Genomic DNA, 11,811 nt, shown 5'->3' on the forward strand with positions numbered 1-11,811 from the left:
ACCTTGCTCCGTAACCCCTCAATTTAAGTATTCGAATTAGACATGCAAAACTTTGCCTTTGCCGATGAAGGAAAAACCGATTGATTGCTTGCTAATCGATAGAAATTTGTTGAGGACCGCTGGTGGGGCCGGAGCCGTTAGAGAAGTCGTCGTCATCGGAAACGCTGACGTTTTGATTATTCAGCCAAGACTTGACAGGATCTTCGTCTAAGTCTAAGCGTAAAACTCCCGACACAAAACCGCCCAGAAACGCAACAGGCTGGCGGGCCAACTCTTGCAAAAATGGCGATAGCTCATCCAAAAACATCAGTCACACCTCATCATTTTGAGCATTTTTCAGCATGTATAGCCGTCACCAGTCCGGTAAAGACAAGATGGCGAACCATCTACCTAAGCGCTAAGCACCCGAATGATGCTGGGTGCACAGTCTAGATGACTAAAGCTATAACTTTATCCTACAGTTTCTTAACGAAGGGCGCGATCGCCCTTGCGCCAGAAACCCTTTCAATTTCCCAGCTCTTCAGATTTCCATCAAGCATCTGAATGCTTACGGGGAACTTGCCATTCGGAGAGTCTGATTGTTTCTCTACGCACTGCGGTCCATCGCCGCGTTGTAAATCTTCTCGTTAGCCTGGACGGACTTCTGCAAATCAACAATGGGGTGGGGATAATCTACGCCCAACTGAACGTTGAACCGTTTCTGTTCAACGGGTTGAAGTGACCAGGGAGAATGGACCTTCTTCGCAGGAATGTCCTTAAGTTCTGGTAGCCAGTGCTTGACGTAGTTTCCTTCTGGGTCGTAGTCCTTGGACTGCTTAGGGATATTGAAATAGCGAAAGCCCCGAGCATCGTTGCCGACTCCAGCCGTGTAGTTCCAGTTGCCCCAATTGCTGCAAACGTCGTAGTCCACCAACAGGGATTCGAACCATTCTGCTCCCATACGCCAATCGATACCCAAGTTCTTGGTTAGAAAGCTAGCGACGTTTTGCCGTCCTCGATTAGACATGAAGCCCGTTGCAGCAATTTCTCGCATGTTGGCATCGACAAGGGGATATCCGGTTCTCCCTTCGCGCCAGGCATCGAATCGTTCCCAATCCTGCTTCCATTTGATCTTCAGGCCTCTGAGACCGGAAGGATAAAAAACGCGATCGCCATGTTTCTGACAGACGAATCGAAAATAGTCGCGCCACAGGAGTTCAAACACCAACCAGTAGGTTGAGTCGTTACGAACTCGCTCGTTCTCATAGTCCTGAACGGCCTCATGAATTCGTCGGGGAGACAAACAGCCCAGTGCTAGCCACGGTGAAAACTTGGAAGAATAGTTGGCTCCCAACATGCCGTTGCGAGTTTCTTTGTAGACCTTGAGACAGTCTGTATCCCAAATATAGTCTTGTAAGCGAGCAAGCCCTGCGGTTTCTCCCCCTTTGAAGGGCAGAACGCCGCGATCGTCTGGGTCAGCCACCTCAATGCCCAACGTTTCAGGCGTTGGCATTTTGCCGGGGTCTAACGATTTCGGCAAGGGAGAGAGCTGTTTGGGCGTTGCGAGTGTTTCGTAGACGGTGCTGTACTTCTCGACTTGTTTACGAAATTGGGTAAAGACTGCCGGTAGCTTTTTAACGGGAAAGGGCAGATCGTCGGGATGGTACAGCGTCGTTCCCCAGTAGGTCTGCACCGTTTTTCCGGCGGCTTCGAGGTGATCAGCGACAGCATTTTCAATGTCTGCCTCTTCTGAAGCAACCTCTTCGTGCCAATAAACAGCTTTTGCGTCTACCTCGTTCGCCAAAGCAGGGAGAATGTCTTCTGGCTTACCCACCCGGATGATTAAATTACTGCCTTTTTGCTGCAAGGATTGACGCAAGTCTGCGACACTTTCGAGCAAAAATTTGGCGCGGAACTTGCCCGTTTTGGGGAAACCAAAGGACGTTTCGCCAAACTGTCGAGGGTCAAAACAGTAAACGGGAATGACCTCTGCTCCGGCTTTGAGCGCATCTTGCAGCGGCTCATGGTCATGGAGTCTCAGGTCATTTCTAAACCAAATCAGGACTTTCATTAGGGAATGCGATCGCGGTGTAAACTTATGTAAATCTAACAAGTTTGGTCCCCTTCTTGGGAGATTATCTATCACGGCGATAAAAAATATTGATTCCGTTCTTCATGTTTTTGCTGTTCTAGTCTGACGGATCAGCCTTTCTAAGCTGATTTGAGGGAGGATGGCTGCTGATCTTCGAGGTTTATGCTCCAACTACAAAACCGAAGTCTTGTGCCTTTTGGACTCGCTTTGTTGGAGTTATCTCAAAATCGTCACGTGCGCTACTTTTTCACTCAGCGCAATTTTGAATAGTAAAAAAGCCTAAGATTGACTGCTAAGATTGCGCGCCAATGTGCCATGATGCTGTCTAAGAATAAATAGGGCATTCTTCGACTGGAATTGTCCTAGGGCAATTCTGCTGTTGTTTCAGGGGATTACCTTCATGTCACAGACAGTTTCTCCCTCAATATCTGTGCCACCAAAGCAAGAAGGTTTGTCAGATGTTGAGCTGCGCCAGGTCTCAAAGTATTTTGACCGGGAAGCTGCTGTTAAAGACATTAATTTAGAGATTCGCGAGGGAGAGTTTTTCAGTATTTTAGGGCCTTCAGGATGTGGCAAAACCACCACCTTGAGGTTGATTGCTGGATTCGAACAGCCCACTAAGGGGGCGGTTTACATTCAAAGGCAGGATATGAGCCGGGTGCCTGCTCATCGGCGTTCTGTCAATACGGTTTTTCAAAGCTATGCTTTGTTCGACCACATGACCGTGCGAGATAATATTGCCTTTGGGTTGCGTATCAAGCGGATGGGGCGATCGCAACTCAAACAGCGTGTCACCGATGCGCTACGGCTCGTCAAAATGGAAGACTTTGCCAACCGCCGGCCTCAACAGCTCTCTGGCGGACAACGGCAACGGGTCGCGCTTGCTAGAGCATTGGTCAATCGTCCGGCGGTCATGCTGCTGGATGAACCACTGGGGGCACTGGACTTAAAGCTGCGAAAACAAATGCAGGTGGAGCTATCTAACTTGCATCGGCAATTGGGCATCACGTTTGTGATGGTCACTCACGATCAAGAAGAAGCGCTCTGTCTCTCAGACCGCATTGCTGTGATGAAAGACGGCGATATCGAGCAAGTGGGTACCCCAAGTGAAATTTACGATCACCCCACAACGCCCTTCGTGGCCGATTTTATTGGCGATACCAATCTTCTTAAAGGCGAGGTCAGTTTTGCCGATAGCAAAATGCTTCAGGTCAAGACCTTGGAAGGCACGACAATTCTGGTTAGTCGCCCCAATGATATGCCTCAGAGCCTGAGAACTGCGGTTGTTAGTGTCCGTCCCGAAAAAATTCGCCTCAGCCAAGCTCCCCTTGGCAACAAAGGAAACTGCTATTCTGGCTACGTCAAGCATGTGATGTACCTCGGTACACACATTCACTGTATGGTGCAGTTGCAGTCAGGTGAATGTCTGACTGTTCTGGAGCCAAACCGAACAGAGCATTCGTTGGAACTAGAAACCCCTGTCTATGTCTCGTGGAGACCGGATGACTGTTTGGCACTTGCGGCGTAGTTGTTTACATCTGCTGTGCTTGATTGTTGCCGGTCTAACACTGTGGTATTACATCGTTTTGTAGTCTTTGATGTTGATGACGATTAAGTGAGGAACACTGCCATGCCCCGCAAGCGATCGCTGTATTCAAACCAGTTTCGTCGATTAGGCCCCACCCGGCGACGCTTTTTGCAAGGTTCTGCTGCGGCGATCGCCGGAGTTACCCTGTCTAATTGCCGTCAGAACATCGCCAGCGTTTCAGAAGCCGAGACTGAAGTGGCTGCTGCTGAAGCTGGAGAGGCGTCTGGGGTGCTGAACGTCTACACTTGGGCTGACTACACCAACGACCAGCTCATAGAGGCGTTTACAGAAAAGACGGGCATTGAAGTTGTGGTTGATATCTACGACTCGAACGAAACCATGCTGGCCAAGATGCAGGCAGGAGGTGGGGACGCCTACAGCGTTATCTATCCTTCTGACTACATGGTGCAAGAGATGATCAGCTTAGGAATGCTGACGAAGCTCGACAAGAGCCGCATCACCGGCATCGACAATATTTTCGACAAGTGGCAAGACCCAGTTTACGATTCAGGGAACAATTTCAGCGTTCCCTTTGCTTGGGGGACCACCGGGCTGCTCTACAACAAAGACATCATCACTGACAATCCTGAAGATTGGGATTATCTCTGGGACAATAGCTCAGCACTGTCCCGTCAGATTACGCTGCTAGACGACGTTCGGGAAACAATGGGGGCAGTCCTCAAGTCTCTTGGCTATTCTTACAACTCAACCGATCCAGCAGAGATTGAAGAGGCTTATAACAAGCTGGTGGAACTCAAGCCTGCGATCGCGTCCTTCATGTCCTTTGGCTTTGAAGATGGTCTGCTGGGTGGTGACTTAGCCGTTGTTATGGCTTATTCAGTAGACGCATTGTCCTCCATTGCAGAGGACGATCGCCTGGAGTACGTCATCCCCTTCAGCGGTTCTTCTGTGTGGACGGATACGATGATTATCCCCACGTCAGCGCCTAATGTAGATGCTGCCTATGAGTGGATTAATTTCAACCTGCAGCCTGAAATCGCTCAGTTGAACACTGAAACCCTGTTTAACGCAACGCCCAATAAAATTGCTTACGACAATCTTTCGGATGAGTTCAAGAGCAATACAGATCTCTTCCCGCCTGAGGAGATTTTGGCGAAATGTGAGGGGATTGCGCCGGTGGGAGATGCCTCTGCAATTTACGACGAGTTTTGGACAAGAGTCACTAGCGCATAGGACTGAATGCGATGGCGGTTTCTTCAGGCAAGAAACACTTTGCTAAACCGAAACTGAATGTGGGACAGCGCCTGAAGTCTTTGGTAGGGCCTCTGGCGCTGTTGGGTCCATCGGGCATCTGGCTGATGCTATTTCTGGTGCTGCCAACGCTTCTGATTCTAGATATCAGCTTAGTGCCAGGATTGCGACCGGAGCAGAGCGATGGAGCCTATGGTCTTGGTAACTATTCGCAGGTGTTTAATCCTCTTGATCCGGCTTTTGATTGGGTTTACTTGCAGGTCATTTGGCGATCGCTCTATTACGCAACGGGAGCAACGCTAGCGTGTCTGCTGCTGGGATTTCCCGTGGCCTACTGGTTGGCGATTATGGCTCCAAAACGGTGGCGTAATTTTCTCGTGGTGGCGTTTGTCTTGCCACTATGGACCTCGTCACTACTGCGAGCCTATGCCTGGATGAGTATTTTGCGTCCGTCTGGATTGCTCAATAGTCTGATTGGCTGGATCAGCAATTGGATTCCTGGCGTGCAGCTCCCGGAACAGCGATGGCTCTATACCGCCATCGCCGTCTTTATTGGCTTGACATACAACTTCTTGCCCTACATGGTGTTGATTCTGTATGCCTCTTTGGAAAAGCTAGATATCTCTTTGCTAGAGGCTTCTGCTGACTTGGGCGCAACGCCTCGACAAACATTCTGGAAAATCACCGTACCCCAAACACTACCCGGAATTGCAGCGGGATGCCTGCTCGTTTTCATCACCAGCATGGGCGATTTCGTAGTCCCAACGCTGCTCGGTGGCGCTTCCAGCATGACCATTTCTCGATTAATCTATAACCAGTTTTTGGGCATCACGCGCAATTGGGGATTGGGGTCGGCGCTCAGCATGGTGTTGATTTTGGCAGTGAGCTTAGCGATCGCGCTGCTGCTTAGGTATGGCGATCGCGATTCGGTCAAGGAAACCTAAGGAGGTGAACGCATGAGTCTTCGGTCCAAGTTCAACCTACCTTGCTCTTGGCAGGGCCTGACGACGCTGCTGCTTTTTGGCTTTATGTACATGCCAATTCTGGTTTTGGCCGTTTACAGCTTCAATGATTCCCGTCGCTATACCTCGGTGTGGCAGGGATTCAGCTTGAAGTGGTACGAGAGCCTGCTGCAGGATACCCGTATCTTCAGCGCCCTGCAGGATACGTTGGTGGTCGCGATCGTGGCGGTTGCTATCTCAGCGGTCACAGGTACGCTGATGGCGATCGGGCTGTTCAAGTACACGTTTCCGGGTAAAGGGCTTTATCGTGGCGCGTCCTATCTGCCGCTGATTATTCCTGACATTTCCATTGCGGTGGCGACTCTCGTTTTTCTAGCGTCGATGGCAATTCCGCTCAGCATTTGGACGATTATCGCGGCTCATACCGTGTTTTGCTTGGCTTACGTAGCAGTAGTGGTGTCGAGTCGCATTGGTAGCCTCGATCCCAATTTGGAAGAGGCCGCACTCGATTTGGGGGCAACGCCAACTCAAGCCATGATCAAGGTGCTACTGCCTCAACTGATGCCCGCGATCGTCTCAGGCTGTCTGTTAGCATTTGTCCTCAGCCTAGATGATTTGCTGATCTCTAGCTTCACGGCAGGCGGTGGCGCAAATCCCTTGCCCATCGAGATCTTTAGCCGCATCCGTAATGGCGTTAAACCCGACATGAATGCTTTAAGTGTGGTGCTGATTTTGGCGTCTGCAATGATTGCTGCGTTAGCAGAATACATTCGCTACAAAGGGTCAACAATACAAGATTGAAGTGCTTCTCTGGGTTGCTGAAATGGGACCGGATGACGTTTCCTTCGGCGCAGACCAGAATACGATGCCGGATGAACAAGGGCATCAGGGGCATCTATCGGGGACGGTTGGCGATCAGCCCGTTAAACTGATGATCGTCTAGCTAGAAGGCGATCGCTGGCTGGGGTTGAAACCAGGGGACTTAGTCTGAAATGTTGTCCGTCAAAGCTATTCAAACGGTTACAGTTACTGTATCGAATGCCGAACAAGCGAGAGACTTCTACACGCAAGCACTCGGATTTGAGGCGATTGGCGATCTAACATTCGAGCCTAATACCTACAGTCGGCTAGCTCCCATCCCACCCAGTCGAGTGCGGCTGATTACGCTACAGCTTGGCGACGAGTTTGTTGAACTAATCCAATTTTTGGATCTTGATTTTAAGCCTATTCCAGTCGATTCCCAAAGCAATGACCTTTGGTTTCAACACATGGCGATTGTGGTCAGTGACATTGATAAAGCCTACACGCACTTGCAATCGTTTCCTATCGAACCGATTTCCGAGGGACCTCAAACCATTCCAGCAGACAATCCCATGGCCGGTGGCGTGCGAGCCTTCAAGTTTAGGGATCCAGACCGCCATAGTCTGGAAATTATTTGGTTTCCCCAAGATAAGGGTAAGGAAAAGTGGCAGAAGCCAAATGGGGACTTGTTTTTGGGCATCGACCATAGCGCGATCGCGATCGCAGATACTCAAGAAAGCCTAGCGTTCTATCGCGACCTCCTTGGCCTAGAAATTGCTGATAGCGGTGTTAACCAGGGAAAGACTCAAGCCCGTCTCGATGACTTATCGATGCCGGAAGTCCAAATTAACTCCCTGCAGCCTGAGCAAACAAGCATTGGCGGTGAACTATTAGATTATGTAGAACCCGGCACGGGGCGATCAGTTCCTAAGGACTGGATAATTAGCGACCTTGCTCACCGTCATCTAATTTTAGAAACGAGCGATGATATTGGGGTTGCTTTGGCAGCTTTAAAGCAGAGCCGTATCGAGATCATTTCGTCTCATGTTGTTGACTTTCCCGATTCTTATCGTTATGCCAAAGGCTGTTTAATTAGAGATCCTAATGGTCACGCGCTACTCTTAGCTGTTTTTCCATAAGTGGCCTTTTCAGACGTTCAACCCCTTCCAGACCCTTTTCTACCAAGCTAAAAACCAGCTGCGCTGTTCCCAAATCATCATGACTCCACTGACAGCAACAAAAGCGTAGACCATTTGCCGAAACTGGTTGTTTGAAATGCGTTCCAGCACCCATTTACCTAGTAAATTAGCCGGCACCGCGCCCAACCCAATAATCAGTCCATAGCCAATATGATTAGGCTCTAGAACGCCTAAAGCGGCATAACTCAGCAGCTTGAAAATGTGTAGAAAGGCTTTGTTCGAGGCCTTTGTCGCAATCATGGCCTCCTTCTCCAGCCCGTAGGCAAAGTACATTGGGTTCATGATGGGCCCCGTACTGCCAATGAGGGCTGAACCGACAGAGTTTAAGAAAGAAACGGGAAGAAAATACCACGTTTTAACCGTGAAAGGGCGATCAGATAGCTTCAGACATTTGCTAAGCCAGTAGTTGGTAACCATACCCAACAGCGCAACGCCGACCAATATTTGCAGCCAGTCCGCTTTGACCCAAGTGAAAATGTAGGCCCCCAGGATTGCTCCCAAAAGGCACCCAGGTAAATACCAAGCTGTGACTTGCCAGTCGATCTTGCGCCAAAAAAATAGACTACGCTGCCCATTCCCAATAAGTAGCCCTGTTGTAATTACAGGGGCAACAGCCTGAGTGCCTAGCAGCACTGACAACAGGGGAATCAGAACGAGAGGACTGCCGCCGCCTGCCAACATACTAAAAAACCAGGCGACAAAGCTGGTGCCCCCAATCAGCAAAACGACTATAGTCGTCGAAAGTTCGAGATGAATGGCTTGCACGCTCGCAGCAGTCCTCTACAAATAATCTGGATAAGGTTACTCGTCTTAACCTTCCTTTATATTAGTTTAGATGACTCATTGATGATGTGAAAGCTAATAGATAGATAAAGAGGGAGCCAATCCTAAGCGCGGCGTAATGTCTCACAGCCGGGTATTTTTATTGTCAGAAATCTCCTCAAAGGAGTTCTGCTACAAAAAGGTAAATCCTGCCTCCTGCCAAGGGCGGAGCGCTGACGCATCCTCTAAGTTCTGTAGGTGAGAATCTGTTGCGTCGCAGGGAGGTTGATCAATCTCGGCTAGACAGAGGTTACTGTATAGCCGAGTAATGACTTTACGACCCTCAGCAGTTGCTCCACAGTAGTAGATGCTTGCCTGGATATAGGGATAGACTACTTGCCAGAAAAAACGAGGATAGCCTGCTCGTAGCTCTTCGGGAGACTGATATCCCAGCGATCGATTCATATCTGTTTCTTCGAACTCTCGAAATAGCGCCGGCAGTTTTTTCAAATAGTTAGCATCGCTCAGCTGTCCCATCAAATCGGCTGCCCGACATAACCCTCCGTAATGGGCTGTGTCTTGATACAGCTCTTCGTGAGGAATAGGAAAGCGAGTCATTTCGATGTAGTGCTGAATCTTTCCAATATCAAGTAGCGAATTTTGCTGAAAGGAAGACGAAACGTAGACCTTGCCTCGATCAACGTGGCTATCGGCTAGGGCTGCTCCAGTCGCTGTTGGTGCGATGACGGTCCAACCCCCTTTGCCATCAGCATAGCGATGACGATCGCCCTCATCTTGCTCCAAAACGGCTTTCACATATCCCACGTCATGACAGACTAGAGCCGCCATAAATTGCAGCCAATCATGGGGCGATAAGGTTCCATCGCGGCGCTGTTTTCCTTCTAGAATCAGCTGCCCCACTTCAATAACCTGCAAGGTGTGGTCCACAGTGTGATACGGAGCATCGCCAGCAGCGAGCGTTCTCATGACTGGGGTTGCAATCTCGATCAAAAAGTCATCATATCGGGGGCAGAATTGCCCAAAAAGTGCCTGGTAGCGATTGCTAAGCCAGACCAATTTAGCTTTGAAATCGAGCATTTTTCCAAGTAATCCAGATGACACAGCGTCAAAGCAGAGACTCAGATTAGCCGTCTATTGAGGTAAGAGCGATTGCGAGAAACGAGACTTGCCTGTGTGACTCGCTCAAGGGTTCAATAGATTTCATGTAGCGCTTTTAGGGAAGAACACAACTTTAAGAAGCACTACTGAAATAACAGGGAAGCGTTGAATGTACTCACTGTAAACCATCGAAATTTGATACAAAAGACCTGAATCCGCTTTCAGTGTGATCTAAATCAAGTTTATGTAAAGCGATCGCTCGTTATATGAAGTAAAGCTAGCCTCAGAGAAGGCTGATAAGGCTTGTAGATATTGCGACAGCTATCACTTTTAGCATGAAGCGTTCTTCAAGTAATGTCTACATCAGAAATAAGGATGTCACAATTGCTACAGGCAAGAGTAAAGAGACTCAGCCCAAACTCAGACGTACCATGAAGCTCTGCGCCTTTACTAGAGTTTAAGAAATCAACAAAAATCAGCGATTATGACGGTTTTTGCAACGCTTCGTGTTCCATTCGCCTGAAATCACGATTAACCTCTTGCCACAGCACTTTGTTATGAGGGTCAAGGCGCAGCGCTTTTTTAAGGGCTCGACGGGCCTTGTCGTAATGTCCGTGACGAATGAGATAGCGTCCCCATCGCTGATAAGCGATCGCCTGCCACTGTCTTACCTCGGGGTCGTTTGCCAATCGCTGAGCCAGACCATCCACTAGCGCGATCGCTCTGGGAAAACGGCGAGCTTGAAATAAAACCTGGAGCTGATCAAAGCCTTTTTGCTTGAGAATCTGGTCGTCAGGCGAAAGGGCTGGATTGACCCGAACGCTAACTTTTTCGGCAGTCCTTTTAACAGTGACTCGGGGGCGAGCCTGCTCGACCGACTTTTGTCCGGAGGGGACTGAGGTGATTTGAGTCGGCATAGCGTCAACTAGGACTTGGTAGGCCTGAGTGATGCGAATAAATTTGTCTTCCGCCTGGCGATCGCCTGAATTCATATCAGGGTGATATTGTCTCGCCAATCGACGATAAGACGCTTTAACATCTTCAAAAGTGGCGTTTGGACGCAAGCCCAGCACTCTCAGCTCATCCACCAGTTGCCTTCGCACCGCTTCAACCACTCCCTTGACTCACAGTAATGTTATCTGATTAACCTTAGAGCAAAGGCTAACCTATAAACCGGAATTATCGCCGGGAAACATGGTTAAGTCTATCTATTAATTCCAAAAATGAACCGTCCGACTAGGGGGTTGTCGCTCAAAAGTAATGATTGGGCCACTCGTTTTGGCAAGGGCAAAACAGCGTTGTCGGCATTGTTCCAACAGGCTCAATGATCATTTTGATCATGCTTCACCCTTACCAAAAGTCTAGGGACAGTTGATTACTATCCCCAAACAACTCATCGTTAACCGAATAGATTTAGGTTGCGGCCTCAATCGCAGCTTGAGTTCGCTCTTCAATCACGCGATCAATGAGGCCATAGTCCATGGCTTCCTGGGCAGACATGAAGTTATCGCGATCGGTGTCACGCTCAATTTGCTCCAGGGGTTTACCCGTATGCTTCGCAAGCATCTCATTCAAGGCTTGCTTAATACGGATAACCTCTCTGGCTTCAATTTCAATATCGGTTGCCTGCCCCCGTGCACCTCCCAACGGTTGGTGAATCATGATGCGGGCATGAGGCAACGCCAGACGCTTACCGGAAGAACCTGCTGCTAGCAAAAAGGCTCCCATCGAAGCTGCTAGGCCAACGCAAATAGTGATGACCTCTGACTTGATATGCTGCATGGTGTCATAAATTGCCATGCCTGCTGTGACCGAGCCACCCGGAGAATTGATGTATAGATAGATAGGCTTGCTGTTGTCGTCAGAGTCCAGATAAAGCAAATAAGCAACGATCGCGTTGGCAATACTATCGTTCACTTCTTCTGACAAAAAGATGATGCGCTCACGAAACAGTCGCTCATAAATGCTGATCCACTGTTCGTAAGGACTACCGGGAAGACGGTAGGCAACGCTTGGAACGCCGATAGGCATGATAAAAGTCTCCTGAGAGCAGTTAAAGTTTCCATCGCCGATGGGCAATACCCACCTGTGCAGGGT

General features: G+C 49.3%; 12 protein-coding genes. 6 read left to right on the top strand and 6 right to left on the bottom strand.

Translation table 11 applies throughout. The features are described from left to right. Window positions 1-91 precede the first annotated feature (91 nt). The gene (locus PN498_RS07630) at window positions 92-307 is read right to left on the bottom strand and encodes a hypothetical protein (RefSeq protein ID WP_272062125.1); all 216 of its coding nucleotides are present in this window, start codon (window positions 305-307) and stop codon (window positions 92-94) included. 279 nt (window positions 308-586) lie between these two features. Then, window positions 587-2,050: a DASH family cryptochrome gene (locus PN498_RS07635; protein ID WP_272062126.1), complete on the bottom strand. Its 1,464-nt coding sequence runs from the start codon at window positions 2,048-2,050 to the stop codon at window positions 587-589. A 421-nt stretch (window positions 2,051-2,471) separates the two neighbouring features. On the opposite strand from PN498_RS07635, the gene PN498_RS07640 reads away from it, so the two are divergent. The 6 genes from PN498_RS07640 (at window position 2,472) to PN498_RS07665 (ending at window position 7,773) form a co-directional block, all read left to right on the top strand. Continuing rightward, complete coding sequence (locus PN498_RS07640) at window positions 2,472-3,599, top strand: ABC transporter ATP-binding protein (protein ID WP_272062127.1); 1,128 nt, start codon at window positions 2,472-2,474, stop codon at window positions 3,597-3,599. A 102-nt stretch (window positions 3,600-3,701) separates the two neighbouring features. After that, window positions 3,702-4,853 (top strand): ABC transporter substrate-binding protein, encoded by a 1,152-nt coding sequence (locus tag PN498_RS07645; protein ID WP_272062128.1) that lies wholly within the window; start codon window positions 3,702-3,704, stop codon window positions 4,851-4,853. An 11-nt stretch (window positions 4,854-4,864) separates the two neighbouring features. After that, window positions 4,865-5,815, top strand: a complete 951-nt coding sequence (locus PN498_RS07650; RefSeq protein ID WP_272062129.1) for an ABC transporter permease — start codon at window positions 4,865-4,867, stop codon at window positions 5,813-5,815. A 12-nt stretch (window positions 5,816-5,827) separates the two neighbouring features. Beyond that, on the top strand, window positions 5,828-6,634 hold the full coding sequence (locus PN498_RS07655) for an ABC transporter permease (protein ID WP_272062130.1): 807 nt from the start codon (window positions 5,828-5,830) through the stop codon (window positions 6,632-6,634). A 1-nt stretch (window position 6,635) separates the two neighbouring features. Continuing rightward, window positions 6,636-6,776, top strand: a complete 141-nt coding sequence (locus PN498_RS07660) for a hypothetical protein (protein ID WP_272062131.1) — start codon at window positions 6,636-6,638, stop codon at window positions 6,774-6,776. Between the two features lie 49 nt (window positions 6,777-6,825). Continuing rightward, window positions 6,826-7,773, top strand: coding sequence for a VOC family protein (locus PN498_RS07665; RefSeq protein ID WP_272062132.1), 948 nt, complete (start codon window positions 6,826-6,828; stop codon window positions 7,771-7,773). A gap of 39 nt (window positions 7,774-7,812) precedes the next feature. Here PN498_RS07665 and PN498_RS07670 read toward each other — a convergent pair whose 3' ends face one another. From PN498_RS07670 to PN498_RS07685, 4 genes are all read right to left on the bottom strand, one after another. Further along, window positions 7,813-8,598 carry a sulfite exporter TauE/SafE family protein gene (locus PN498_RS07670; RefSeq protein WP_272062133.1) on the bottom strand — a complete coding sequence of 262 codons (786 nt, stop codon included), beginning with the start codon at window positions 8,596-8,598 and terminating at the stop codon, window positions 7,813-7,815. A 189-nt stretch (window positions 8,599-8,787) separates the two neighbouring features. Further along, window positions 8,788-9,693 carry a metal-dependent phosphohydrolase gene (locus PN498_RS07675; RefSeq protein WP_272062134.1) on the bottom strand — a complete coding sequence of 302 codons (906 nt, stop codon included), beginning with the start codon at window positions 9,691-9,693 and terminating at the stop codon, window positions 8,788-8,790. Between the two features lie 503 nt (window positions 9,694-10,196). Beyond that, window positions 10,197-10,817 (bottom strand): DnaJ domain-containing protein, encoded by a 621-nt coding sequence (locus PN498_RS07680; protein WP_272062135.1) that lies wholly within the window; start codon window positions 10,815-10,817, stop codon window positions 10,197-10,199. Between the two features lie 310 nt (window positions 10,818-11,127). Next, a complete protein-coding gene (locus PN498_RS07685; protein WP_272062136.1) occupies window positions 11,128-11,745 on the bottom strand; it encodes an ATP-dependent Clp protease proteolytic subunit in 618 nt (205 codons plus the stop codon). Window positions 11,746-11,811 lie beyond the last annotated feature (66 nt).

Origin of the sequence: Oscillatoria sp. CS-180 (assembly GCF_028330965.1) — a bacterium.
Classification (GTDB): Bacteria; Cyanobacteriota; Cyanobacteriia; order Phormidesmidales; family Phormidesmidaceae; genus Halomicronema.

Coding starts and splice junctions, on each gene's coding strand:
- PN498_RS07665 (WP_272062132.1), top strand. CDS start 6,826: ATGTTGTCCGTCAAAGCTATTCAAACGGTTACAGTTACTGTATCGAAT.
- PN498_RS07635 (WP_272062126.1), bottom strand. CDS start 2,050: ATGAAAGTCCTGATTTGGTTTAGAAATGACCTGAGACTCCATGACCAT.
- PN498_RS07645 (WP_272062128.1), top strand. CDS start 3,702: ATGCCCCGCAAGCGATCGCTGTATTCAAACCAGTTTCGTCGATTAGGC.
- PN498_RS07675 (WP_272062134.1), bottom strand. CDS start 9,693: ATGCTCGATTTCAAAGCTAAATTGGTCTGGCTTAGCAATCGCTACCAG.
- PN498_RS07650 (WP_272062129.1), top strand. CDS start 4,865: ATGGCGGTTTCTTCAGGCAAGAAACACTTTGCTAAACCGAAACTGAAT.
- PN498_RS07685 (WP_272062136.1), bottom strand. CDS start 11,745: ATGCCTATCGGCGTTCCAAGCGTTGCCTACCGTCTTCCCGGTAGTCCT.
- PN498_RS07640 (WP_272062127.1), top strand. CDS start 2,472: ATGTCACAGACAGTTTCTCCCTCAATATCTGTGCCACCAAAGCAAGAA.
- PN498_RS07655 (WP_272062130.1), top strand. CDS start 5,828: ATGAGTCTTCGGTCCAAGTTCAACCTACCTTGCTCTTGGCAGGGCCTG.
- PN498_RS07630 (WP_272062125.1), bottom strand. CDS start 307: ATGTTTTTGGATGAGCTATCGCCATTTTTGCAAGAGTTGGCCCGCCAG.